Annotated in this window: 23 protein-coding genes and 1 tRNA gene; 5 read left to right on the top strand and 19 right to left on the bottom strand. The window is 66.3% G+C overall.

Features of this window, described 5'->3' with window-relative positions; translation table 11 throughout:
• Position 1: 1 nt before the first annotated feature.
• Genes ABIB42_RS24450 through ABIB42_RS24425 form a run of 6 tightly spaced genes read right to left on the bottom strand, consistent with a single transcriptional unit; the run spans position 2 to position 5,956 of the window.
• Positions 2-973 carry an aliphatic sulfonate ABC transporter substrate-binding protein gene (locus ABIB42_RS24450; RefSeq protein WP_005671524.1) on the bottom strand — a complete coding sequence of 324 codons (972 nt, stop codon included), beginning with the start codon at positions 971-973 and terminating at the stop codon, positions 2-4.
• 22 nt (positions 974-995) lie between these two features.
• Positions 996-2,387 (bottom strand): LLM class flavin-dependent oxidoreductase, encoded by a 1,392-nt coding sequence (locus tag ABIB42_RS24445; protein ID WP_005671522.1) that lies wholly within the window; start codon positions 2,385-2,387, stop codon positions 996-998.
• Positions 2,387-3,232 carry a MetQ/NlpA family ABC transporter substrate-binding protein gene (locus tag ABIB42_RS24440; RefSeq protein ID WP_429249146.1) on the bottom strand — a complete coding sequence of 282 codons (846 nt, stop codon included), beginning with the start codon at positions 3,230-3,232 and terminating at the stop codon, positions 2,387-2,389. Before ABIB42_RS24440 ends, ABIB42_RS24445 begins: the two co-directional genes overlap by 1 nt.
• A 33-nt stretch (positions 3,233-3,265) precedes the next feature.
• The gene (locus tag ABIB42_RS24435; protein ID WP_005671517.1) at positions 3,266-3,928 is read right to left on the bottom strand and encodes a methionine ABC transporter permease; all 663 of its coding nucleotides are present in this window, start codon (positions 3,926-3,928) and stop codon (positions 3,266-3,268) included.
• Complete coding sequence (locus ABIB42_RS24430) at positions 3,921-4,736, bottom strand: methionine ABC transporter ATP-binding protein (RefSeq protein ID WP_005671515.1); 816 nt, start codon at positions 4,734-4,736, stop codon at positions 3,921-3,923. Before ABIB42_RS24430 ends, ABIB42_RS24435 begins: the two co-directional genes overlap by 8 nt.
• A gap of 5 nt (positions 4,737-4,741) precedes the next feature.
• A complete protein-coding gene (locus ABIB42_RS24425) occupies positions 4,742-5,956 on the bottom strand; it encodes an acyl-CoA dehydrogenase family protein (RefSeq protein WP_429249145.1) in 1,215 nt (404 codons plus the stop codon).
• 193 nt (positions 5,957-6,149) lie between these two features.
• On the opposite strand from ABIB42_RS24425, the gene ssuE reads away from it, so the two are divergent.
• From ssuE to ABIB42_RS24410, 3 genes are read left to right on the top strand one after another with little or no spacing between them, the layout of a single operon-like run.
• The gene (gene ssuE, locus ABIB42_RS24420; protein WP_429249144.1) at positions 6,150-6,701 is read left to right on the top strand and encodes an NADPH-dependent FMN reductase; all 552 of its coding nucleotides are present in this window, start codon (positions 6,150-6,152) and stop codon (positions 6,699-6,701) included.
• Positions 6,702-6,718: 17 nt separating this feature from the next.
• Positions 6,719-7,870 (top strand): FMNH2-dependent alkanesulfonate monooxygenase, encoded by a 1,152-nt coding sequence (gene ssuD, locus ABIB42_RS24415; protein WP_429249143.1) that lies wholly within the window; start codon positions 6,719-6,721, stop codon positions 7,868-7,870.
• 60 nt (positions 7,871-7,930) lie between these two features.
• Positions 7,931-8,641, top strand: a complete 711-nt coding sequence (locus ABIB42_RS24410) for an alpha/beta fold hydrolase (RefSeq protein ID WP_071360518.1) — start codon at positions 7,931-7,933, stop codon at positions 8,639-8,641.
• Here ABIB42_RS24410 and uvsE read toward each other — a convergent pair.
• From uvsE to ABIB42_RS24385, 5 genes are all read right to left on the bottom strand, one after another.
• The gene (uvsE, locus tag ABIB42_RS24405; RefSeq protein ID WP_429249142.1) at positions 8,621-9,529 is read right to left on the bottom strand and encodes a UV DNA damage repair endonuclease UvsE; all 909 of its coding nucleotides are present in this window, start codon (positions 9,527-9,529) and stop codon (positions 8,621-8,623) included. The genes ABIB42_RS24410 and uvsE overlap by 21 nt on opposite strands.
• Before the next feature lie 146 nt (positions 9,530-9,675).
• Positions 9,676-10,611: a CAP domain-containing protein gene (locus ABIB42_RS24400; protein WP_429249141.1), complete on the bottom strand. Its 936-nt coding sequence runs from the start codon at positions 10,609-10,611 to the stop codon at positions 9,676-9,678.
• 218 nt (positions 10,612-10,829) lie between these two features.
• Entirely contained in the window at positions 10,830-11,414 is a 585-nt protein-coding gene (locus ABIB42_RS24395; RefSeq protein ID WP_005671502.1) for a lipocalin family protein, read from the bottom strand.
• A 232-nt stretch (positions 11,415-11,646) separates the two neighbouring features.
• Positions 11,647-13,035, bottom strand: coding sequence for a tetratricopeptide repeat protein (locus ABIB42_RS24390; protein ID WP_429249140.1), 1,389 nt, complete (start codon positions 13,033-13,035; stop codon positions 11,647-11,649).
• 84 nt (positions 13,036-13,119) lie between these two features.
• Positions 13,120-13,527, bottom strand: a complete 408-nt coding sequence (locus tag ABIB42_RS24385) for a hypothetical protein (RefSeq protein WP_429249139.1) — start codon at positions 13,525-13,527, stop codon at positions 13,120-13,122.
• 170 nt (positions 13,528-13,697) lie between these two features.
• Here ABIB42_RS24385 and ABIB42_RS24380 point away from each other — a divergent pair, with 170 nt between their 5' ends.
• Complete coding sequence (locus ABIB42_RS24380; RefSeq protein ID WP_071360516.1) at positions 13,698-14,573, top strand: class I SAM-dependent methyltransferase; 876 nt, start codon at positions 13,698-13,700, stop codon at positions 14,571-14,573.
• Between the two features lie 13 nt (positions 14,574-14,586).
• Here the strand turns inward: ABIB42_RS24380 and ABIB42_RS24375 are convergent, their stop codons facing one another.
• The 7 genes from ABIB42_RS24375 to ABIB42_RS24345 form a co-directional block, all read right to left on the bottom strand.
• The gene (locus ABIB42_RS24375; protein ID WP_429249138.1) at positions 14,587-14,931 is read right to left on the bottom strand and encodes a zinc ribbon domain-containing protein YjdM; all 345 of its coding nucleotides are present in this window, start codon (positions 14,929-14,931) and stop codon (positions 14,587-14,589) included.
• A gap of 549 nt (positions 14,932-15,480) precedes the next feature.
• Entirely contained in the window at positions 15,481-15,729 is a 249-nt protein-coding gene (locus tag ABIB42_RS24370; RefSeq protein WP_429249137.1) for a hypothetical protein, read from the bottom strand.
• 282 nt (positions 15,730-16,011) lie between these two features.
• Positions 16,012-17,358 carry an NADP-specific glutamate dehydrogenase gene (gene gdhA, locus ABIB42_RS24365; RefSeq protein ID WP_429249136.1) on the bottom strand — a complete coding sequence of 449 codons (1,347 nt, stop codon included), beginning with the start codon at positions 17,356-17,358 and terminating at the stop codon, positions 16,012-16,014.
• Positions 17,359-17,612: 254 nt separating this feature from the next.
• A complete protein-coding gene (locus tag ABIB42_RS24360) occupies positions 17,613-18,383 on the bottom strand; it encodes a hypothetical protein (RefSeq protein WP_429249135.1) in 771 nt (256 codons plus the stop codon).
• Between the two features lie 132 nt (positions 18,384-18,515).
• The gene (locus ABIB42_RS24355; RefSeq protein ID WP_429249134.1) at positions 18,516-19,850 is read right to left on the bottom strand and encodes an amidohydrolase family protein; all 1,335 of its coding nucleotides are present in this window, start codon (positions 19,848-19,850) and stop codon (positions 18,516-18,518) included.
• 29 nt (positions 19,851-19,879) lie between these two features.
• A complete protein-coding gene (locus ABIB42_RS24350) occupies positions 19,880-20,665 on the bottom strand; it encodes an alpha/beta fold hydrolase (protein ID WP_429249133.1) in 786 nt (261 codons plus the stop codon).
• A 13-nt stretch (positions 20,666-20,678) separates the two neighbouring features.
• Positions 20,679-21,551 (bottom strand): fumarylacetoacetate hydrolase family protein, encoded by an 873-nt coding sequence (locus ABIB42_RS24345; RefSeq protein WP_429249132.1) that lies wholly within the window; start codon positions 21,549-21,551, stop codon positions 20,679-20,681.
• 200 nt (positions 21,552-21,751) lie between these two features.
• Between ABIB42_RS24345 and ABIB42_RS24340 the strand changes: the two genes are divergently transcribed.
• Positions 21,752-22,636: a helix-turn-helix domain-containing protein gene (locus tag ABIB42_RS24340; RefSeq protein WP_429249131.1), complete on the top strand. Its 885-nt coding sequence runs from the start codon at positions 21,752-21,754 to the stop codon at positions 22,634-22,636.
• A gap of 118 nt (positions 22,637-22,754) precedes the next feature.
• Here the strand turns inward: ABIB42_RS24340 and ABIB42_RS24335 are convergent.
• Positions 22,755-22,830, bottom strand: a tRNA-Phe gene (locus ABIB42_RS24335).
• Positions 22,831-22,982: the final 152 nt, after the last annotated feature.

The following is a 22,982-nucleotide window of genomic DNA, read 5'->3' as shown; positions in this document are numbered from 1 at the left end:
GTCAGGCCCTGGTGAGCTGGCGCGCGAAGCCGGTGTCGACCAGGCCGGCGATCGCCTTGTCCAGGTCGGTGCCGGGGCGCACCAGCGCCTCGTCGCGCAGGATCGGCGCCGCCAGCTGCAGCGCGCGCAGGTGCTCGGCGGTCGGTTGGGCGTTGCTGAAGTCCGAGCGCAGCTTGACCTGCAGCAGCGCGACCGGCAGCGGCACCTTGGCATCAAGGGACAGGATTTTCGCCGCTTCCGACGGATTGGCGCGGGTCCAGGCGCGGGCGCGCTCATAGGCCTTGATCACGCGCGCGGTCTCGTTCGCGCGGGTGGCCAGGAAGTCTTCGCGCACGTTCAGGAAACCATAGGTATTGAAACCGACGTTACGGTACAGCAGGCGTGCGCCGCCTTCCAGTTCGGCCGCCGCCATATGCGGATCGAGGCCGGCCCAGGCATCCACGCGGCCCTGTTCCAGCGCCGCCCGGCCGTCCGCGTGCTGCAGGCTGACATGTTCGATGTCGCTGCGCTTCAGGCCCACGGTCTGCAGCGCGCGCAGCAGGAACAGATAGGGATCGGTGCCCTTGGTCGCGGCCACCTTCTTGCCCTTCAGGTCGGCCAGGCTGCGGATGGGAGAGTTCTTCGGCACCACCAGCGCCGTCCACTCGGGCCGCGAGAACAGATAGGGCGTGCGGATCGGATTGCCGTTGGCGCGGGCCAGCAGGGCCGCCAGGCCGGCGCTCGAACCGATGTCGATGCTGTTCGCGTTCAGGTATTCGAGCGCGCGGTTGCTGCCGGCGCTGAACACCCACTTGATGCGGGTGCCGTCGGCCTTGAACTCTTCTTCGAGCCAGCCGAAGTGGCGCAGCACCAGGCTGGTGGGCGAATAGTGGGCGTAGTCGAGGCGCAGTTCCGATAAGGGAGCTGCGCGTGCTGGCAAGGCGGCGAGGGCGGCGCCGCTGGCGGCCAGTTGCAACAGGCTTCTTCGTTTCATGATGGTCCTTTGATGTGGTGATTCAAGCTGCCTGGATGCCAGACAGCGGGGATGCGATCTCGACCCGGCTGCCCGGATGGCCGGGCGCCAGGCGCGGACCCTGGCCGAGCAGTTGCCCGCGCAGCGTGCCGCCGCGTGGGGCGGCGTCGTAGCGGCCGCGCCGCGCCAGTTCGGGCACGATGTGCTCGACCACCAGCGTCATGTCTTCCAGCGGCAGCGCGAAGGCGAGGTTGAAGCCGTCGGCGCCGGTGTCGTCGATCCAGGATTCGAGCTGGTCGGCCACCTGGCGCGGGTCGCCCACGATGATGGGGCCGCGTCCGCCCAGGCCGATGAATTCGGCCGCTTCGCGCACGGTCCAGTCGCGGCCCGGGTCGGCAGCGCTGAGAGAGGCCAGGGCCGAGCGTCCGGCGTCGGTGTCGATGTACTCGATGGTGTCGTCCAGGTGGTGGCGCGCGAAATCGACGCCGGTCCATCCGGACAGCAGGGTGAGCGCGGCCTCGACGTCGACGTGGCGCCGGTATTCCGCGAGCCGCGCCTGCGCCTCGGCCTCGGTGGCGCCGGTGACGACGAGGGCCTGGGCGTACACCAGCAGCGCATCCGGATCGCGGCCTTCGGCGCGCGCGGCGGCGCGCACGGCGTCGACGCCGCGTTTCACCACCGCCTTGCTCGGACCGCTGATGAAGGTGGCTTCGGCATGGCGCGCGGCGAAACGGGCGCCGCGCGGCGAGGCGCCGGCCTGGTACAGGAAGGGCGTGCGCTGCGGCGACGGCTCGCACAGGTGAAAGCCCGGCACTTCGTAGTAGCGGCCCTTGTGCCGGATCGGATGCACCCTGGCCGGGTCGGTGTAAACAGTGCGTTCCTTGTCGCGCTTCACCGCGCCGTCTTCCCAGCTGCGCTCCCACAGTTTATAGACGACCTCCATGTATTCGTCGGCCAGGTCGTAGCGCTCGTCGTGGCCGAGCTGCTGGCCCAGGCCCAGGTTGCGCGCGGCGCTGTCGAGGTAGCCGGTGACGATGTTCCAGCCGATCCGGCCCCCGCTCAGGTGGTCGAGCGTCGACATGCGGCGCGCGAAGGTGTACGGGTGTTCGTAGGTCAGGGCGGCGGTGACGCCGATCCCGAGGCGCGTGGTGGCGTGGGCGATCAGCGGCGCCAGGGCTAGTGGGTCGTTCAGCGGCACCTGCACGCCGTGGCGCAGCGCGGCTTCCGGTCCCTTGCGGTAGACGTCGTACACGCCCAGCACGTCGGCGAGGAAGATGGCGTCGAAGCCGCCGTGCTCCAGCAGCTGCGCCAGCTCGACCCAGTAGCCGGGCGTCAGGTAACGCTCGCTGTCGCTCCTCGGATGGGTCCACAGCCCGGGCGACTGGTGGCTCGGGGTATTCATCTGGAAGGCGTTGAAGCGGATGCGGCGCGCCATTACCTGGCTCCTCCGGCAGGCGATTGCAGCGCCAGCTGGTAGTCGGTCTTGGCGTAGTCGGCGAAATGCCTGTTGGTGACGTCCAGGAAGGCGCGCGACTTGTACGCAGCGGCCAGGTCGCGCGCGAAAGGCTTGTCGCGGTCGAGCGTCCTCACCGCTACCAGGTTGGCGTAGGCCGGCGAGATCTTCTCGGTGCGCAGCGCGTCGCGCAAGTTGAGGCCGGAGGCCAGCGCGTAGTTGCCGTTGACGAAGGCGTAGTCGGCGTCCTGCAGGGAGCGTGGCAGCTGTGCCGCCTCCAGCGGCAGCAGCTTGACGCCCTTCGGATTGGCGGCCACGTCGCGCTCCGAGGCGCGGATCGGATCAAAGCCGGGCCTCAGCTTGATCCATCCCAGCTGATCGAGCATGACCAGTGCGCGCGCCTGGTTGGTCGGGTCGTTGGGCAGCGCCACGGTGCTGCCGTTTTTCACGGCGTCGAGGCTCTTGTGGCGGCGGCTGTAGATCGCGATCGGCGCGGTCGGCACTTTCACCAGTTCGGAAAGCTGCAGCTTGTGCTGGGCCTTGAAGCGGTCCAGATAAGTCACGTGCTGGAACACGTTGGCGTCGAGCGCGCCCTCGGCCAGCGCGAAGTTGGGCTGGATGTAGTCGTTGAATTCGACGATGCGCACCTTGTAGCCCTGTTTCTCGAGGATGGGCTTGATGCCCAGCCTGACCTGGTCGGCATACGGCCCGGCGCTGGTGCCGATGACGATTTCCTTCGGGTCCTTCGCCTGCGCATTGGTGGCGACGGCAAGGACGATCGCCAGGATCAGCGGGCTGGCGAGCAGGATGCGGCGGTTCAGGTTCATGGGATTCCTTCCGTTTCTCTTTTCATGAACGGTTCAGCGCTTGTCCAGGCGGCGCGCGATGCGTCCGCCGCCGAACTGGATCAGCTGCACCATGGCGATCAGGATCGCGACCGTGATCACCATGACGTCGGTCTCGAAGCGGTAGTAGCCGTAGCGGATGGCCAGGTCGCCGATGCCGCCGCCGCCCACCACGCCGGCCACCGCCGAATACGACAGGAAGCTGATGGCCAACACGGTCAGCGCCAGCACCAGGCCGGACCGAGCCTCCAGCAGCAGCACCCGGGTGACGATCTGCAGGCGCGTGGCGCCCATCGCTTCGGCGGCCTCGATCACGCCGCGCGGCACTTCGTGCAGCTGCTGTTCGACCAGGCGCGCGAAATAGGGGATGGCGGCGCAGGACAGCGGCACGCTGGCGGCCAGCGGGCCGATCGAGGTGCCGGCAACGATGCGCGTGAACGGCACCAGGGCCACCATCAGGATGATGAAGGGGAAGGAGCGCACGGTGTTCACCAGCCATCCCAGCACTTTCCCGATGCTGCGGCCACGACCTGGTTCGCCCGAGCCGTTGAGGAACAGGATCACGCCGAGCGGACCGCCCAGCAGCACTGCGGCCGAGAGGCCGATGCCGAGCATGAGCAGGGTTTCGCCGAAGGCGCGCCACAGCTCGGGCGCGACGAGCAGGAATTTTTCAAGCATGCAGCTCTCCTGGCGGAAGGCCGGCATGGACTTCGGCGGCATGGGCTTCGGCGGCGTGGTAGACCAGTTCGCGGCCGAGCGAGGTCTTGCGCGGCGCACTGTGGTCGCGCAGGTCGAACAGTTCGGCGATGCGGCCATCTTCGACCACGGCGGCGCGCTGGCACAGGCTGCCCAGCGCCTGCAGCTCGTGGCTGACGATGACGATCGTCACGCCCAGGCGCGCGTTGATGTCGCGCAGCGTATCGAGCACGCTGCGCGTGGTGTCCGGGTCGAGCGCCGACGTCGGCTCGTCGCACAGCAGCACCGTGGGGTAACTGGCCAGGGCGCGTGCGATCGCCACCCGCTGCTTCTGGCCGCCCGATAGACGCGCCGGATAGCTGCCGGCCTTGCCCTGCAATCCGACCAGCTCCAGGCATTCGGCCACGCGCGCCTTCAGGCGCGGCGCGTTCATCGCGCCGTGGATGCGCAGCGGGAAGGCCACGTTCTCGAACACGGTGGCGTTGGCGAGCAGGTTGAAGTGCTGGTAGATCATGCCGATGCGGCGCCGTGCCTCGCGCAGCTCACGCGCGCCGAGGGCGGTCAGCTCCTGGCCGGCAACCGTGATGCTGCCGCTGTCGGGCTTTTCCAGCAGGTTCATCAGGCGCAGCAGGGTCGACTTGCCGGCGCCGCTGCGGCCGACCAGGCCGAAGATCTCGCCCGGCAGGACGTCGAGCGAGATTTCGCGCACGGCGTCGAAGCGGCCGCCTTCCGGCAGCGGGAAAGCCTTGCTGGCGCGCTCGACGCGGATGACTGGGACGGAAGCTGTCATGTCGGTCAGGAATAGGGCGTTGGATCGGGCACGCGGCCGCTGAGCGCGTAGCGCCCGAGGTCGCGCAGCTTGTAGTCGACCGGGTCGTGCAGGGTGTGCACGCGCGCGTTGCGCCAGAAGCGGTCGAAGCCGAAGCGGCTTGACGTGGCGCGCGCGCCGAGCAGTTCGAACATCTGGTTGCTGATCTCGATCGCGGCGCGGTGCGCCAGCACCTTGGCTTCGGCCACGGCGATCGCGACGACGCCGCGTTCGCGCGCCGTCACGGCGTCGCCCTTGCCGATGGCGGCGTCGAGCTGGCGCGCGGCCTCGTCGGCCAGCAGCGCGGCCGGACGCACGGTCAGCCACAGCTGGCCGTAGCGGTGCTGGGTGAAGGGGTCGTCGATCGCATCGTCCACGCCGGAGGCGAACCAGGGGCGCGCCTGCTCGAGCGTGTAATCGCGCGCGGCATCGAAGGCGCCCTGGGCGATGCCCAGGTACAGATTGGCCATGACCAGCTGGGCGACCTGGGAGCGCAGGGTGGAGCGGGCGGTCGGCGCCTGGCCGGGGGCCTGCAGCACCAGCGCGGTCGGCAGGTAGACCTTCTCGAAGTGGACGTTGCCGCTGTCGGTCTGGCGCTGGCCGAAGGCGTCCCAGTCGGCTTCCACGTGCACGCCGGCCTGCTCGGTCGGCACCACGGCGATCAGGGCGGCGTCGGCTTCACTGTCCCAAGCCGACACCGTCAACCAGTCGGAACCCACCGAGCCCGACGCAAAACTCTTCACGCCGTCCAGGATATAGCCGGCCGGCGAGGCGACGGCGCGGGTGCGTTTGTCGAGCGGGTTCAGGGCGTTCCCCCAGAACAGCTTCTGGCGCACGGTGGCGGTGAGCAGGCTGCGCTGCTGCAGCTCGGTGCCGTAGAGCTGGACGCCGGCCAGCTGCAGGTGATGAAAGCCGAACAGGTGGGCCAGCGCGCTGTCGGCCTTGGCCAGGATGCGCACGGCCGCCATCACGGTGGCCCAGTCGGCGCCCTGGCCGCCGAATTCGGCGGGGACCGACAGCGTGAGCAGGCCTGAATCGCGGATCAGTTCGCGCTCGTGCTTCGGGTGGCCGCCGGCGCGGTCGCGTTCGACGGCGGTGGCGGCCAGGCGCTCGGCCAGGTCGGCGGCGATGGCCAACGGACCGGATCTGGCCGCGGTAGCGTGGTCGTCTTGTGTACGCAATTGCTGCAGGATGGAAAACATGGGGCTGTGTGCCGGTATTGGGTGAGCTGCCATCTTGCCTCCCGAGCCGGCGCCGCGTGAACGAAGAAATCCGGGCATGAATATGCGCGAAAAGTTAAAACGGCAAACGCATATCGATGAGCGAAACGATTCGTTGGGTCGAGCGTGCGCGCGGCGTACGCTGTGGCGATCGTTGTCAGAACTGGAACTCACCATGAGCGTCATCTTGCTGGGCGGTAGCCCGTCGTCGCAGTCGTCCTGCAGCCGCCTGTTGCAGCACGTCGGAGAAAAACTCGCCGTCCACGGCTGGCGCACGACGCGCCTCGAGGTACGCGAACTGCCCGGTCCCGCCCTGCTGCGCATGGATGCGCATGACCCGGAGCTGGCGCGCGCGCTGGCGCTGGTGGCCCAGGCCGACGCGCTGGTGGTGGCCACGCCGATCTACAAGGCGGCCTACACCGGCATGCTCAAGTTGTTCCTCGACCTGCTGCCGCAGGACGGGCTGCGTGGCAAGGTCGTGTTGCCGCTCGCGACCGGCGGCAGCCAGTCGCACCTGCTGGCGCTCGACTATGCGCTGCGCCCGGTGCTGGCCTCGATGTCGGCACGCGCCATCCTGTCCAGCATCTATGCCACGTCCGAGCAGATCGCCTGGGACAGCGAGCGCGGCACGCGCCTGGCGGGCCCGATCGCCGATCGTGTCGCCGCGGGTATCGAACAGCTGGACGCCGAACTCCAGGCGCGCGCGCAGACCGCCGCCGCTGCATGAATCACCGAGGACTTACCGTGTCGACTCCCAATATTTTCTGGTTCATCCCCACCCACGGCGACAGCCGCTATCTCGGCACCACCAAGGGCGCGCGCCCGGTCAACGCCGATTACCTGAAGCAGGTCGCGGTCGCCGCCGATACCCTCGGCTACGACGGCGTGCTGCTGCCGACCGGACGCTCCTGCGAGGACGCCTGGATCGTTGCCTCGTCGCTGATCAACGCTACCACCAGGCTGAAATTCCTGGTTGCGATCCGTCCCGGCCTGTCGACGCCCGGGCTGGCGGTGCGCATGGCCTCCACCTTCGACCGCCTGTCGAACGGGCGCCTGTTGATCAACGTCGTCACCGGCGGCGACCAGGGCGAGCTCGAAGCCGATGGCCTGTATGCCGATCACACCAAGCGCTACGAGATCTCAAGCGAATTCTTCAAGGTCTGGCGCGCCAGCATGGCGGGCGAGGGCGGCGCTGCGGGCTATGACTTCGAGGGCAAGCACATCCAGGTCAAGGGCGCCAAGACCTTGTATCCGGCGGTGCAGAAACCGTATCCGCCGCTGTACTTCGGCGGTTCGTCCGAGCCGGCGCACGAGCTGGCGGCCGAGCAGATGGACGTCTACCTGACCTGGGGCGAACCGCCGGCGGCGGTGGCCGAGAAGCTGGCCGATATCCGCGCACGGGCCGCGAAGCATGGGCGAACGCTGAAATTCGGCATCCGCCTGCACGTGATCGTGCGCGAGACCAATGAAGAAGCTTGGCGCGCGGCCGACGAGTTGATCAGCCACCTGGACGACGACACCATCGCAAAGGCCCAGGCCGCGTTCGCGAAGATGGATTCGGTCGGCCAGCGCCGCATGGCGGCCCTGCATGGCGGGCGGCGCGACCAGCTCGAAGTCGCGCCCAATCTGTGGGCCGGCGTGGGCCTGGTGCGCGGCGGGGCGGGGACGGCGCTGGTGGGCGACCCCGAGACGGTGGCGGCGCGCATGCGCGAGTACGCGGATCTCGGCATCGAGACCTTCATCCTGTCGGGCTATCCGCACCTGGAAGAATCGTACCGCTTCGCCGAACTGGTGTTCCCGCTGCTGGGGAAAGGAACGGAGCAGGGGGAGCAGTCGATCACCGGCCCGTTCGGCGAGATGATGGCGAGCGACATCCTGCCCAAGAAGGCTGCCTGAAAGGTAGCCTGAAGGTTGGCCTGACCCCGCGCCGTCAGCGCGCTTTGCTATGATGGCGCGATGACTATCCTGCTGGTTCCAGGCTACATGCTTGATGAGACGCTGTGGGACGACATGCGCGACCGGCTGGCCCGCTTCGGCCCGCTGGCGCATGCCGACCTGCGTCATGATTCCACCCTCGAGGACCTGGCGCGCCGCGCATTGGCCGAGGCGCCGCCGTCCTTCATCCTGATCGGCTTCTCGATGGGCGGCTATGTCGCGCGCGAGATGGTGCGCCAGGCGCCAGGACGCGTGCGCGCGCTGGTGCAGATCGCCACTTCGACCCGGCCCGATTCCGACGCCGTGCGCCAGGGCAAGCGCACGGTGGCGCGAGCGGCGCCGTCCGTCTCGTTCGCGGGGCTGAGCCGCACCGCCATCGCCAGCTCGCTGCATCCGCGCGAGGTGGACAACGAGGCGCTGATCGAGCGCGTGCGCACGATGGGCGTGCGGCTGGGCGGCGTGGCGTTTCGCAACCAGTCGATGGTCGAGCGGCCGGGCGACCTGCATCTGCTGGGCGAGATCCGCTGTCCGACCCTGGTGGTCGCGGCGGGGCACGACCGCCTGCGCAGCCTGGAAGAAGCGCAGGAGCTGCATGCGGGCATCGCGGGGGCGCAGTTCGCGCTGGTCGAGGACAGCGGACACATGATTCCGCTGGAGGCGCCGCAAGCATTGTGCGACGTGATCGTGCCGTGGTTGGAAGCGCTGCCGCCCCTACGTCGTCGCGAACCTTGAACACCAGCCATCCAGGCCGCGGATCGCCTCTTCCTTGAGCTTGGCCTCGATCTCGATGTACGGCGCGGCGAGGTAGGACGAGGGCATCGTCGCGATCAGGTCGGAATGCTGGCGGTCGTTGAAGCCTTCGCGGCCGTTCGAGATGTGCACCAGCTGGTGGGCCGGCTCGGGCCAGGTGGCGCGCGCCCTGGCCACCATCTCGGCCACGCTCGGATGCTCGTAGCTGTCCAGCTTTTCGTGGACGATGTGGTGGTGGGCGTCGAACACCATCGGCACGCCGGCGCGCACGCACACGGCGTGGATCTCGTCGGCGCTGTAGGCGTATTCGTCATTCTCCAGGCCGATGCGGCAACGGATCGCGTCCGGCAGTTCGGCAATGCGCGCGACCAGATTGTCTTCGCGGTCGGCCTTGCCGCCATGGATTTCCAGCAGCGCCCAGGGCGAACGCGGCTGGTCCAGCAAATCCATGATGTCGGCGTGCATCTGCAAGATCTTGACGCTGTTGGCCACGACGTCTTCCGAGTCCGAACTGAGCACCACGAACTGGTCGGGATGCATCACCAGGCGGATGCCGCGCTCGATCGCGCGCCGGCCCGAGCGGCCCAGGGTTTCCTTGAACTGTTGCAGGACGTCCAGCCCGAATGGCGTATCCGAGAACGGGAAGATCGACGAGGGCATGCGGTAGAGGGCAATACCTTCGCGCTCGCAGTAACGCAGCGCATTGTCCAGGGTCTGGATATTGTCGCGATAAATGTCTTCCAGCAAGCGGCGTTGGCCATCTTCCGAATGCTCGAGCAGGCGCTTGCGCGTGAGCGCGCGGTATCGCACGTCCTTGGAAACGGTGATGCAGACGAGGCCGAGTCGTGGTTGCGGGGCGGACTGGAGCATGTGGAAAGGGCGGCGCAGCGAGGCGCGCACGGGAGGTTGATGTTGAGGGGAAGTCTATCTGAAGCAGCTTGTGGGGGCGGCACGGCTCGGCGCGCAATCCGGGTCGAAGGCGGGGCAGGCATGGGCCGGCCCGGTGGCTGCGGCGCTTAACGCGATGCGCCGAACACCTGGGTCCAGTAGATGACGCCGGTCTGCCGCTCGGGCGTGACGCCATAGGCGGCGCCCATCTCGGTGAAAGCGCGGTTCATGATGTTGGCGCAATGTCCGGGGCTGTCGAGCCAGCCTTCGACGGCTTCGCGCGGCGAACGCTGGCCAAAGGCAATGTTTTCACCCACCCGGCGCCAGCTGTAGCCGGCGCGCAGGGCGCGCTCGGCGGCTTGGCTGCCATCCCTGCCGCGGTGGCTGAAGTAGCGTCCCGTGGCCATGTCGCGGCTATGGGCCAGTGCGGCGTCGCCCAGCGCGGGGTTCCAGCTCAGGGGCGGCGCCGCCGGGAACGCTTGCTTGCCGCAGGAACGGGCACTGGCGCGCGCAGCATTGACTTCATCCAGGATCGCGTGCCCGGCTTCGCGCCAGTCGGGATAGGTGGCCGAGGGCAGCGGCGGCGCCGGTCGTGCCAGCACGACGGTCCAGGTCGCACCCTCGCGATAGCTGCCGACCGCCGAGAAACGGTCGCTCAGCAGTACCTTGCAGTATTTTTGCGCCAGCACGGTCATGGCGGCCTGCGCATCCTCGGGGCCGGTGACGTAGACCGCCTGTGCCTGCGCGGCGGCGTAACCGGCGCGTTCGAGTGCGGATTCGATGAAGGTGCCGGCGCCGATGCGTACCTGGGCCAGGGCCGGTTGCGGATCGAGCGCGTTAGCCGGCGCGGCGGGATGGCCGTCGCAGGCGCCGGGATCGGCGCGGTAGGCGTTGACCAGCGCCGCCAGCGGATCGCCGCCGTTGGCGGGAGCGGAGGCGGAAACAGAGGCTGAAGCAAATGAGGCGGCGGCCTGTGCGGCAGGCGGCGCCGGCAGGAGCGCGGCCACGGCGATCCAGGTCGGAAGGGCAAGGCGGAATGCGAGGAAGGGCATCGGACCGGACATCGAACTCTTCAAGGACGGCACGGCAGCCGGCGAGGCCGGTGCATGGCTAAGGATATTGCCTGGGCGGCAAGGATTTGGATGGCGCAAACGCCGGCCGGATCTCGGCGTCGTTTGCGACTCCTGCTGCTGTTGAAGATGGGGACGGCTGCCTGGATTTCCAGGCTTGCCGGGCCGTTCGGGGCCGTGGCGGCAATGACCGGCTGGCGCTTCCGGACTTATTATTGCCCGGGCTGCTGCAACTGGGTTTGCGGGGTGCGCACCAGCCTGGACACATCCAGTCCCTGGGCCGTGAGGCGTGTGAGCAGGGCGTCGTAGTCGGCCGGTTCGACCTGCGGTGTGCGCGACAGGATCCACAGGTATTCGCGCTTGGGTTCGCTCACCGCGGACAATTGGTATTTCTCGTCGAGGTCGATGACCCAGTAATCTCCCCACACCATCGGGATGAAGGACAGGATCGCCGGCGCGAAACGCACCTTGAGCTTGGGCGAGGTGGCGCCGCCGAGCTGGCGCGCCACGCCGTCGGCCACGTCGAACTTGCCCTCGGCGGTGCGGCAGCGATTGACGACTTGCACCCGTCCATCCTCGCCCAGGGTGTAGGTGGCGGTGGTGTCACCGACGCATTTTTTCTGGAAATCGTTGGGGAGTTTTGCGATCTCGTACCAGACGCCCATATAGCGCGGCACCACGAGCGATTCGATCGGCTGCAACGGCCGGGCGCTGTCCGCTGCCAGCGCCGGAACGGCGCACAGGGCGGACAGGACCAGGGCGGCGCACGACGCGAAGAACGAAGGCTTGGCGTTCATCGGAACCTCTTGTAAATATTCGGGCTCCTAGCATAAGTGACAATGGGATTGCTGTGTCGCATGATTTACATCCGCGCCGCATGACAGCGGCATGCCCAGCGCCATGGTGGATCCAGCATGCGCCATGGGTGAGGACGACCGACAGGAAGCCGTCGTTGCCGCCGACATCCGGCGCGGGCGCGCGACGCTCGGCAAGGCTTGACCAGGCCGCGCAAGCGGGCATGCCAAAGGTCTAGAGTGCGGACAGTGCCGGCCCGTCCGGCTTGCCAAGCCAGGTGGTCGCGAACTGCTTTTGCACGGCCGCGAGCGCGGTTTCGTCGCCACGCTTGCGGTACACCTCCATCAGCCCGCGCAATGCCCAGCCATTGCTTGGGGTGCGTGCCAGCGAGTCGCGGAAGACCTTTTCGGCGGCGTCCGGCTGTCCGCTGCGCAGGAGCGCCACGCCGAGCGACTGGCGCACCGGGTAATACCAGTAGGGCGGCTCCATATAGGGCAACGAATCCTGCACCGCGATCGCACTGCGGTAGGCGTTGACCGCACGCGGCAAGTCGCCGCGCGCATCGGCGATCCTGGCCTGGGCCACCGAGCGGGCGGTCTGGACGATCTCGCGGCCGGGAATGTTCCAGTCGTTCACCGCCTTGAAGTCGCCGTTCTTCTCGATCTTGTCGAGGGCGGCGACTTCGCGTGCGGCCGCCTCGAAGTCGCCCTTGCGCGCATGGCCGACGGCGCGCGCGTAATGCCACATCGCCTGCACGAGCACGAACTGGGGTCCCGGGTCGGGCAGCGCGAGCAGGGTGTCCGCATCGCTGAACTGGACATGGGCGAAGTAAGGCGCCGACTTGACCGGCTGCAGCGCGCCGATGGCTGTCAGGAGCTCGGGCGTGATCACCTTGTCGAGCTTGCCCGCGGCTTCGAGCGCCGTGCGACCGTCGCCACCCATCAGGGCCGACACCATCACGAAGTGGATATTGTGCGGGTAGTAGGCGCCGCGGTAGACGGGGTCGCTGGCCGCGTCGGCGAAGTAGCGTTCGTCGGTGGCGACCGCCAGGACATTCGCGCGCAGCGCGTCGCGGTACATGCCCAGCCGGTAATAGATGTGCGAGGGCATGTGCACGATATGGCCGGCGCCGGGAATCTGGCTTGCCAGCACGCGCGCGGCGGGCAGGGCTTTCTCGGGTCGGGCCGAGGCTTCCATCGCGTGGATGTAGTAGTGGGCGGCCCCGGCATGGGTCGGGTTGCGCGCCAATACTTTCTCGAGCGCGGCGACCAGCTCGGCCGTGCGGTTCTTGGGCCGGGCGCCGCCGGCCGCCCAGTAGTCCCAGGGCGACAGGTCCATCAGCGATTCGGCGAACAGCACCTGGATGGTGTCGTGGGTCGGGAAGTCGCGCGCCGCCTCGGCCATGGCATCGGCGTAGGCCTTGTCGAGCGCGGCGCGGTCGGCGCCGGCGTCAAGGCTGTAGCGGCGCGCCACGGCGCGGATCACGGCCTGCTCTTCGGGGCGGGTGCGCGGCTCCAGGCGGCTCGCCTCGGCCGCGGCGGCCACCGCCGGCGCCACGGCCTCGGGGAACATGGGGGCGTTGATGTTCGGACCCAGCACCAGCGCCTCGCCCCAGTAGCACATGGCGCAGTCCGGGTCGGCGTCTTGCGCGGCGCGGAAGGCGCGCGCCGCTTCGGCATGGTTGAAGGCGAAGGTCAGGCGGATGCCCTAGTCGAAATAGGCCTGGGCGCGCTTGCTGGCGGTGGTGATCGGCACGTGCAGCTTGCCCAGGTTGTCGTACAGGGGCGGCGGCGCGGCTTTGCCCGGCTTGTCCGCGGGCTTGGCGCCCGGCCTGGCCGGCGCCTGCTGGCCCGGCGCGAAGGGGCGGGTTTCTGCCTGGGCCTGGGCCTGGGTCTGGGCCTGCACCAGGTGGGCCAGCAGGGGCGGCGCACCGGCGCGCGCCGGCGCGCAGGTGGCGCCGGCGGCCCCGGCGAACAGCGGGTCGAAACCGGTATTGGCCGTGCCGCGGCCCGACCAGAGCGACGGCATGGCGGCGAGCGCCACTGCGCCGATGACGGCGATGGCAAGGATGACGATTGCGACGGCAATGCCACGCGGAACAAGGCGCGGTTTCATGATGGGAATCCTCCGAGGCGGCGCCGTGTCTGCGGTGCCTGGCTTGTTCTTGGAGTCGCAGCGGCGGGCTGATTTCCCACCTCAGGATTGAGAAGGCGCAAGGTATAGCGTCGAACCATGGGTGGCGCGGCCAGTCATATCGAAAACCTGCCAGCTCAAGGAGATGGATCATGACTCAGCCAGTCCAACCCTCGCCGTCGCCCCAAGCGGGTCCGGGCGCCGCCGGTCCCGACCTGGCCGCGATCAAGCAGCGCCAGCAGGCCACCTGGGCCAGCGGCGACTTCGCCGTCGTCGGCGTCACGCTGCAGATCGTCGGCGAACTGCTGGCCGAGGCCACCGACGTGCGCGCCGGCGAGCGCGTGCTCGACGTCGCCGCCGGCAATGGCAACGCCACGCTGGCCGCGGCGCGCCGCTTCGCCCGCGTCACGTCCACCGACTACGTGCCGGCGCTGCTTGAGAAGGGGCGGGCGCGCGCCGCCGCCGAAGGCCTGGCGATCGACTTTCGCGAAGCGGACGCCGAGGCGCTGCCGTTCCCGGACGCCAGTTTTGACGTGGCCTTGTCCACCTTTGGCGTGATGTTCGCGCCCGACCAGGCGCGCGCCGCCGCCGAGATCCGGCGCGTGGTGCGGCCCGGCGGACGCATCGGCATGGCGAACTGGACGCCCGAGGGCTTCATCGGCCAGCTGTTCAAGGCGGTCGGCAAGCACATCGCGCCGCCGCCCGGGCTGGCGTCGCCGCTACTGTGGGGAAATGAAGACCATGTGCGCCAGCTGTTCGGCGCCGACGCGCTCCAGGCGCGCATCACGCGCAGGATGTTCAACTTCCGCTACGCGTCGCCCACGCACTGGGTGCATGTGTTCCGCGATTACTACGGACCGCTGAACCGGGCGTTCGCCGCCCTTGCGCCGTCCGCCGCCGACGCGCTCGAGCAAGACCTGCTGGCCCTGATCGACCGTTTCAACACGGCCGGGCCGGATTCGATGGTGGCGCCGGCCGAATACCTCGAGATCGTGCTGACCCGCGAGGCGGGCGGCGCGCTGCACTAGGCGCCGGGCGTGCTTACACCTTGCGCACGAATGCCGTCTTGAGGCTCATGGCGCCGAAGCCGTCGATCTTGCAGTCGATGTCGTGGTCGGCATCGACCAGGCGGATATTCTTGACCTTGGTGCCTTGCTTGATCACGCCGCCCGACCCCTTCGGCTTGAGGTCCTTGATTACGGTGACGGTGTCGCCATCCTGGAGGATATTGCCTGAAGCATCTTTGTAGACGCGCACGCTCTCGGCCGCCGCGGCGGCCGCCTGGACCGGCCACTCATGGGCGCATTCCGGGCACACATATTGGCCGCCGCCATCTTCATAGGTATAGGCGGATTGGCATTGGGGGCAGGGAGGAAGGGTGTGCATGTGAACCTTGAAATATCAACGCTGGCCCGGGAGGGCCGCAATAGGGAGGCTGGTTGGATGCCGCTGGACCGGCTGCGCGCCATCGGACAAGGCGCGGCATGGCCGCAGCGTATCGCATGCGGTCGCCGCGCGGGCGGCTCCGATACCAGTCCGGCGCCGACAACCATCAGTCAGCGCGCATGATACCAGAAGGAAACACACCGACAGCCCGTTGCGCCACCCTCCTGAGCGCTCTCATGCGCTTCCGGGTGCTTTCCCGGCAGGGCACGATCCTCGGACATGGCGATCGCAGGCGCGAAAAAAAACGCCAACCGGTGAAGGTTGGCGTTTTTTCGCTATTCTTGGTGGCCCGGGGCGGAATCGAACCACCGACACAAGGATTTTCAATCTTCTGCTCTGCCAACCAGGCTACCCGGCCGGAAGCGATATCAACCGGCACCTTGGCATCCGACAAACTGCTCTGGTGCGGACGCAGTCACGCGCTCGCACTGCGATGCGGGCGCACGGTCGCCGACCCCCGGGCCTGCGGGAACCGGTACGGAAATGCAGCTAGCCCTTGTCGGACTGGCGGTTTCCACGGTCGGGGTCAGCGGACGGGTGCAAGTCCTTGGGACCCTTGTAGATCGTATTCGGAGGATGCTTGCCCTGGTGCTGTTCGCTCTTGTCCGACGGGGTTTCCCCTTGCCGGTGCTCGTAGGATGGACCCCTGGCTTCCTTGACCCTGCTGCCGGAATCATTGCCGGATTTGCCCGTGTCGTTTGCCGTGCCTTTGCTGCCAGAACCTGTCTTTGCGCCCATGTCTGTACTCCTTGAAAGTTGCTTGCCAACGCACTCCGTTTCGAGCGAAACCCGGAAGTGAGAGGACTGATTTTGGGGAGGTTCGGTCCATTGCAAGGCCGGAGATCCAGGATCGTACGTGCATCAACGCGAGGGCATTCTCAGTGCTCAGCGAACGCAAATCCGTAGTCGGAATGAAAAACGCCAACCTGCACGGGTTGGCGTTTTGTTGCTACTAGACCAACCCTGACTGAACGGCATTACACCCGAGGTGGCGTTTTGCGCTATCGGTGATGATCTTGCTTAGATCACGCCTTGCGCCAGCATTGCATCGGCCACTTTGACAAAGCCGGCAATGTTTGCACCATCCACATAGCTGATGCTGCCGTCCGGGCGCTTGCCGTACTGCAGGCAGGCCGCGTGGATACCCTGCATGATCTGTAGCAGGCGCGCATCCACTTCCTCGCGCGGCCAGGACATGCGCTCGGCGTTCTGGCTCATCTCCAGGCCGGAAGTGGCGACGCCGCCGGCGTTGCTGGCCTTGCCAGGCGCGTAGAGCACGCCGGCCGCTTCAAACGCCTTTGCCGCTTCGATGGTGGAGGGCATGTTGGCGCCTTCTGCCACCACGCACAGCACGCCGTTCTTGATCAGGGTGGCCGCGTCGTCGATGTCCAGCTCATTCTGGGTCGCGCAGGGAAGGGCCACGTCGACAGGAACATGCCATGGGCGCACGCCCGCTTCGAAATGGACACCGGCACGCTGGGCGTAGTCGCTGACGCGGCCATAGAGGTGGTTTTTCACTTCCATCAGCATGGCCAGTTTTTCTGGCGTGAAACCGTCCATGTCGATCATGGTGCCGCTGGAGTCCGACATCGTAAGCACCTTGGCGCCGAGCGCCATCGCTTTTTCCACTGCGTACTGCGCCACGTTCCCCGAGCCCGACACGCTGACGCGCAGGCCGTCGAACGAGCGACCGCGGGTCTTGAGCATTTCGTCAGCAAAATACACGGTGCCGTAGCCGGTGGCTTCCGGCCGGATCAGCGAGCCGCCGAAGCTCAGGCCCTTGCCCGTGAAAACGCAATCGGCCCGATTGGTCAGCTTTTTCATCATGCCGGCCATGAAGCCCACTTCGCGCCCGCCTACGCCAATGTCGCCGGCTGGAACGTCAGTGTCCGAGCCTACGTGGCGGAACAGTTCGGTCACGAAAGCCTGGCAGAAACGCATCACCTCGCCCGGGCTCTTGCCCTTGGGGTCGAAATCGGAACCGCCCTTGCCGCCGCCCATCGGCAGCGTGGTCAGAGCGTTCTTGAAGGTCTGCTCGAAGGCCAAAAATTTCAGCACCGACAGCCTGACCGACGGATGGAAACGCAGGCCGCCCGTGTAGGGACCGATCGCCATGCTGTGCTGGATGCGGTAGCCGCGGTTGACCTGCACCTGGCCGTGGTCGTCGACCCACGAGACGCGGAACATCACCACACGCTCGGGCTCGACCAGGCGGTCGAGCAAGCCCTGCTCGGCGTACTTGGGATGCTTTTCAATGAAAGGCCACAGGCTTTCCATGACCTCGGTGACTGCCTGCAGGAACTCAGGTTGGCCAGGATTGCGGTCAGCGACATGTTGCAAGTATTGATGCACGGAGGCGTATTTCATGACTTATCCAATAGAATGCGAAAATTTTTCGGTCGAGCATTTTCGGATAATTTAATTCGTCTGAAGTAGCTGTTTCGTTGCATTGATGCTCACAGACATGCTTTCCGGTGGTGCACCCCGCATTTGGTGGCAAGCTCGTGCCCTGGTGGCGGCCGGCAGCCAGGACTGGTCGGCGCGCACCGGACAACAGGGCGGCTCGCTGGAAGAGACCGCCCCGAGGCTGAGTGGGGAACGTTCTGACGGCTAGCTGATCATTACATCGTCCACTTCGCCATCAGGGTGGGCGAGTTGCGCGAATAGTCCCGTCCTTCGATCTTGTAGCGATGGATTTCGTAGCGCAGGCCGGCCTGGAAGCTGCCCTTGGCGTCGATAGCCCACAGCAGTTCCGGGCGCAGGAATACTTCGGTGCCATTCACACCCGTTCCATTGACCAGCGATAGCAGGTTGAAACGAAGCCGTTCGCCCACGAACGGCTTCGACATCAGGACCGAGCGCCACAGCTTCTCGCCCTTGTAGAAATTGGTATTGCGGCGCAGGATGCCCGACTCGAAGTAAGCGAAGCCCGGCACGTTGAAGTTGAAGGAGATGCCGTGGTTGTAGGAACGGAAGTCGGCGTAACTGGCGCGCTCGTAGCGCGCGATCAGCGACACGTCGGCGATCGGGCCGAAGGCCAGGTTGCGGCCGCTGATCTTCCCCAGGCTCAGGCGTGGATTGAAGACCAGCAGGCTCTGGTTGGGGCTGTTGCCGCCGAACGAGCCGGCGCCGGCGCCGCCGACGTTCTCGCCGTTGTACAGCTCGGCATCGACGTACACATCGCCGTACTTGAACCCTGCGAAATATTCGAACTGGTAGGTCTTCAGCTTCTCATCGTCGGTCCCGGTGCCGAGCACCGGATCGGCCTTGGAACGGGTCGTGTACAGGGCGTTCAGGTTAGCCACCTGGAACTCGGCCGCCAGCACGGTGCCGGTTCCGGTCAGTGCAGCAATCGCTACCGCACTGCGCATCACATATTTATTCAGACTCATACCATCTCCATTTTCGACAAGCAGCCTCCCGCGCTGCCGCGGCATGGGGCCGGAGGCGCTGTCGGTATTCGTTCGGGTTGGGATAGGCCCGCAGCAGGACCGCTGCGGGCGCTTGACAGCACGAGGCTGCGGTCAGGCCGGCACGGCTTCCTGCACGCCCTTGTCGAGCATCGGGTTTTCGCGCGCCGGGACGTGAATGGCCGCTGCGCGCGCACTGGCGTCCTGCAAGCCTTTGTGGATAACACCGTCCTGCATCACCATCGCAATCCTGGCGGGCTCGGTCAGGATGCGCAGGTCCTGCAGCGGGTCGCCGTCGACCAGCACCAGGTCGGCGAGGAAACCGGGGCGAACCTGGCCCAGTTCATCCGGCCGCATCATGATGTCGCCGCCCAGGCGGGTCGCCGAGACCAGCGCTTCCGTCGGGGTCATGCCGATGTAGTCCACGAAATACTGGAGGTCGTTGGCATTGGTCCCGTGCGGCATCCATGCAAAGCCGTAGTCGCCGCCCGGCAGGATGCGGATGCCGCGCTTGTGCATCTGGCGCAGCGAGGCTGCTGCCGCTTCCAGTTCCTGCGGGTACCCCATTTGCTTGGCGATGTCAGGCGTGATGCCATATTCCGACGCGTGGAAGCTGGTGCGCACCAGCCAGCCGATGGCGGGCGCGACGAAGTGCCGCTCCTTGTTCGCCTCCAGCATGTCGAGCGTTTCTTCGTTCGCAAAACTGGCGTGGAAGATGATGTCGATGCCATGGCGGAGGCACTGCCGTACCGACTCGTCGGAGCGCGCGTGCGCCGCCACCCGCTTGCCGTTGCGCTTCGCCTCGCTCGTCAGCATGGCGACTTCTTCGTCCGAGAACGGCGACAGTTCGGCCGGCAGGCCGGCAATATATTCGCCCGACAGGTTGATTTTGAGGTGGTCCACGCCGTACTTGATGAACATGCGCGCGGCCTTGCGCACTTCCTCGGGGCCGCTCACGATGTGGCCGAAACTCAGTTCCTGGAACGGGAGGTGGGGCAGGGTGTTGTCGCCGAGACCGCCCAGGGTGGCGATCTCCTGGCTGCCGGCCAGGTAGCGCGGCCCGACGCACTGGCCGGCGGTGATTGCATTGCGCAGGACGATATCGAGACGCGGCTTGGCGGCGGCCGCACCAATGGCCGAGGTCCAGCCCATGTCGAGGTAGCGCTTGGCCACGTCGACGCACCACAGGATGTGTTCTTCCGGTGGCATGAACTGGATGGCCGACAGCGTCGGCTGGTCATTCCACGAAAAGTGGGTGTGGGCTTCGGTCATTCCCGGCATCAGGAACTTGCCGCCGCCGTCGATCACCTGGTCGGCGGTGCCCGACACCTGGTTTGGGAAATGCGCTACTTCAACGATCCGGTTGCCTTCTACGAGGACTTCACCTTTGAATACGTCGTCGCCACTGCCATCGAAAATCGTGACATTGGTGATTGCAATCTTCTTCATGTATGTCTCCTCTGGCCCTCAGGGCCTGGTTATTTTGAAGAACTCAAGAACTTCGTCAGCTGTTGCATGCACTCCTGCGGACGCTCGAAGGTGGTCCAATGACCGCAGCCTTCCAGCACCACCATGTCGCTGCCCTTGATACGTTCCGCCATTGCCGCCACGTTGGCCGCAGGCGCAACGCCGTCCTGGTCTCCCGTAATCAACAAGGTCGGCACCGAAATGTCTTCGATTGCCGCCGCCTGCGCCGTCGCAAGCGCCCGGCAGCTTTGCCCGTAGCCTTCGGGCGTCTGGCGCATCACGCTCTCGCGCACCAGGGCCAGCACTGCCGGCTGTTGCGCCTTGGTTTCCTTCGACGTCGCGGCGCCCACGATGGCATCGGCGATTTCCTGCATCGCGGCGGCGCCGCCGGTGGCTGCCTTGTCGGCGCGGGCCAGGATGCCGGCGCGTCCCGCGTCGGGTGGGCACACGAGCGGGCCGAACAGCGCCAGGCCAGTGACCAGCGCCGGGTTGTGCGTCGCGATGTGCTGGCAAACGATCGTGCCCATCGAGTGGCCCAGGAAGATTGCCTTGGTAATGTCGAGCTCGCGGCACACGGCCTGGACCGCGTCGGCCATGCTGGCGATGTTCAATTCGCCGCTACCGGCTGGCGAGCGGCCGCTGCCCGGCAGGTCGATGCGAACGATGCGATGGCCTTGCAGCGCCGCCATCACCGGGGTCCAGGTATTGCTCGAGCCGCCCAGGCCGTGGACGCACACGATGGTGGCGCCTTCGCCTTCGACTTCGACGGTCAGTCCTGCAACGATGTGGGTAGTCATGGAGTGTTTCCTTTTAAACGAATTGGTTTTCGATGGCACCGATGCCGTCGATCTCGACCCGCACCACGTCGCCCGCGGCCAGGAAGCGCGGCGGCTGCATGCCCAGCCCAACGCCCGCAGGGGTGCCGGTGGCGATGATGTCCCCCGGGTACAAGGTGATTCCGCGCGAAATCGTCTCGATCAGGGTCGGGATGTCGAAGATCAGGTTGTCGGTCGGTCCATCCTGGCGCAGCTCGCCGTTGACCCAGCAACGCACGCGGGTCCTGGTGCCATCGAGCTGGTCGGCGGTAACGATCCACGGACCCATCGGGCAGAACGTGTCGAACGACTTGCCCATGTCCCACTGCTGGTGGCGCATCTGGACGTCGCGCGCGGTGACGTCGTTGACCACCGTGTAGCCGAACACGTGCCCCATGGCGTCGGCACGGGTAATGTTCTTGCCGCCTTTGCCGATGACCACCGCCAGTTCGGCCTCGTAATCGATTTGCGCGGAGATCGCGGCGCCCGGCAGCATCACGTTGTCGAACGGACCGACGACGCATTCGGGCACCTTGGTAAAGACGATCGGCCAGGCTTCGGGATTGGCGTCGTTGTCCTTGAATACCGAGGTTTGCAGTTCCTTGGCGTGGGCGTGATAGTTGCGGCCCACGCACCAGACGTTGCGGCGTGGTACCGGGATCGGCGCCAGCAGCTGGACCGATGCGAGCGGCACGGCTTGCCCGGCGGTTGCCGGGAGCGCGCCGCCGTCGGCCAGCAGTTTGATGATCGCCAGGGCGCCTTCGGCCGCCACGCTCTCGGGAAGCGCGAACGGCGTGACCTGCTCGCGGTCGTCGGAAACGAGTCCTACGAAACGGCGTCCATCGAGTTGATATGTTGCGATTTGCATGTATTCCTCCAGGTATTCGGTCGGGACCGATTGAAGCTCGGACCGCTAACCGTGGGAGGAGTCTGGGAACAAACGGGAAAATGCGCTTATCAACCCATGGCTGGGCTTATCGGCGGGTCCAACTGCTTATCAATGCGTCTGATATCTTTTTTCAAATGTCCGGTATCGCCCGCTGCCCGGATTACAATTTGGACATAAATATGACCAGCAATGCTGGCAAGGGAGACAAGATGGCAGAGTCGTATGCGTTCTACGAAGGAACGTTTGGACAGGCGATCGTGCTGGAAACGCGTACCGACCTGGTCGCGCACGCGCACTCCGAATCGCAGATCGTGTTCTGGCTGGGCGGTGCGCGGGCCCAGGCCAACGTTGGTCCCGAGGTGGTCCGGTACGAGGAAAATGTGGGCCTTGCGACAAATGCATATCAGTCGCACGACATGACGCGGCTGGATGGAACGGGACCGGCGGTGTTCCTGGTGTTTATGATTTCGCGGAAGTGGCTCAATGAACTGCGGCAGGCGACCGGTCGTCCCTTCGTCTTCCCGTCATCGCGCATTCCGATCGATGCCGGCTTGCGCCAGGCCTGCTGGCAGGTGCTGGACCTGATCCTGTCGGCGCGCGAACCCCAGGATGGGTTGAATGGCCTGGTCGAGCAGCTGATCAGCGCCACCATCGATGCCACCGCGCGCGGACCAGTGGCCGATCCCAAGCGCTTGCTGCCGCCCTTGCTCGACCATCGCTTGCGTAGCGCGATCACGCTGATGCGGGAGCATGTCAGCGACAAGATCGCACTCGATGAGATCGCGCACCAGGTCGGTCTGTCGCGCGCGCACTTCTTTACGCTGTTCCGCGATCAGCTCAACACGAGTCCGCAGGTTTTCTGGAGCGCCGTTCGGGTGGAAGAGGCGATGCGCCGGCTGATCGCCCAGGGCGCATCGTTGACATCGGTCGCACTCGACCTCGGTTTTTCCGCTCCCAGCAATTTTTCCCGTTTCTTCAAGGAGCACACCGGGGTTTCGCCCTCCACCTTCCGGCGTGCTGCGGTGGGAGCGATGCCAGCGACAGTGACCGGCCTGGCAGTCTGAAACCGGTACTTGAGAGGCTAGCCCTTGTGACGCCGGAGATGGACCGGAGCCGGGGACTGCGCACGCCAGAAACGACAACGCCAACCGCTGAGGGTTGGCGTTGCGCGAACGATATACTTGGTGGCCCGGGGCGGAATCGAACCACCGACACAAGGATTTTCAATCCTCTGCTCTACCAACTGAGCTACCAGGCCAAGAGAGGCATGATTATAGCCAGCGATTTTCAGTTGCGCAAGTGCTCTCGAACGCTTTTGTTAGCGCAAAGTAGTAATGTCCCCTCTCCGCTAAGTAGAAATGTCCCCTAGGATGCCCTGAAGGGGGACGGGACAGTGCTCAAGATGACAGC

Origin of the sequence: Massilia sp. UYP32 (assembly GCF_050434365.1) — a bacterium.
GTDB classification, from domain to species: Bacteria; Pseudomonadota; Gammaproteobacteria; order Burkholderiales; family Burkholderiaceae_D; genus Telluria; species Telluria timonae.
The sequence above is the reverse complement of the archived record's forward strand: the minus strand, read 5'-3'. Positions and strand labels throughout refer to the sequence as shown.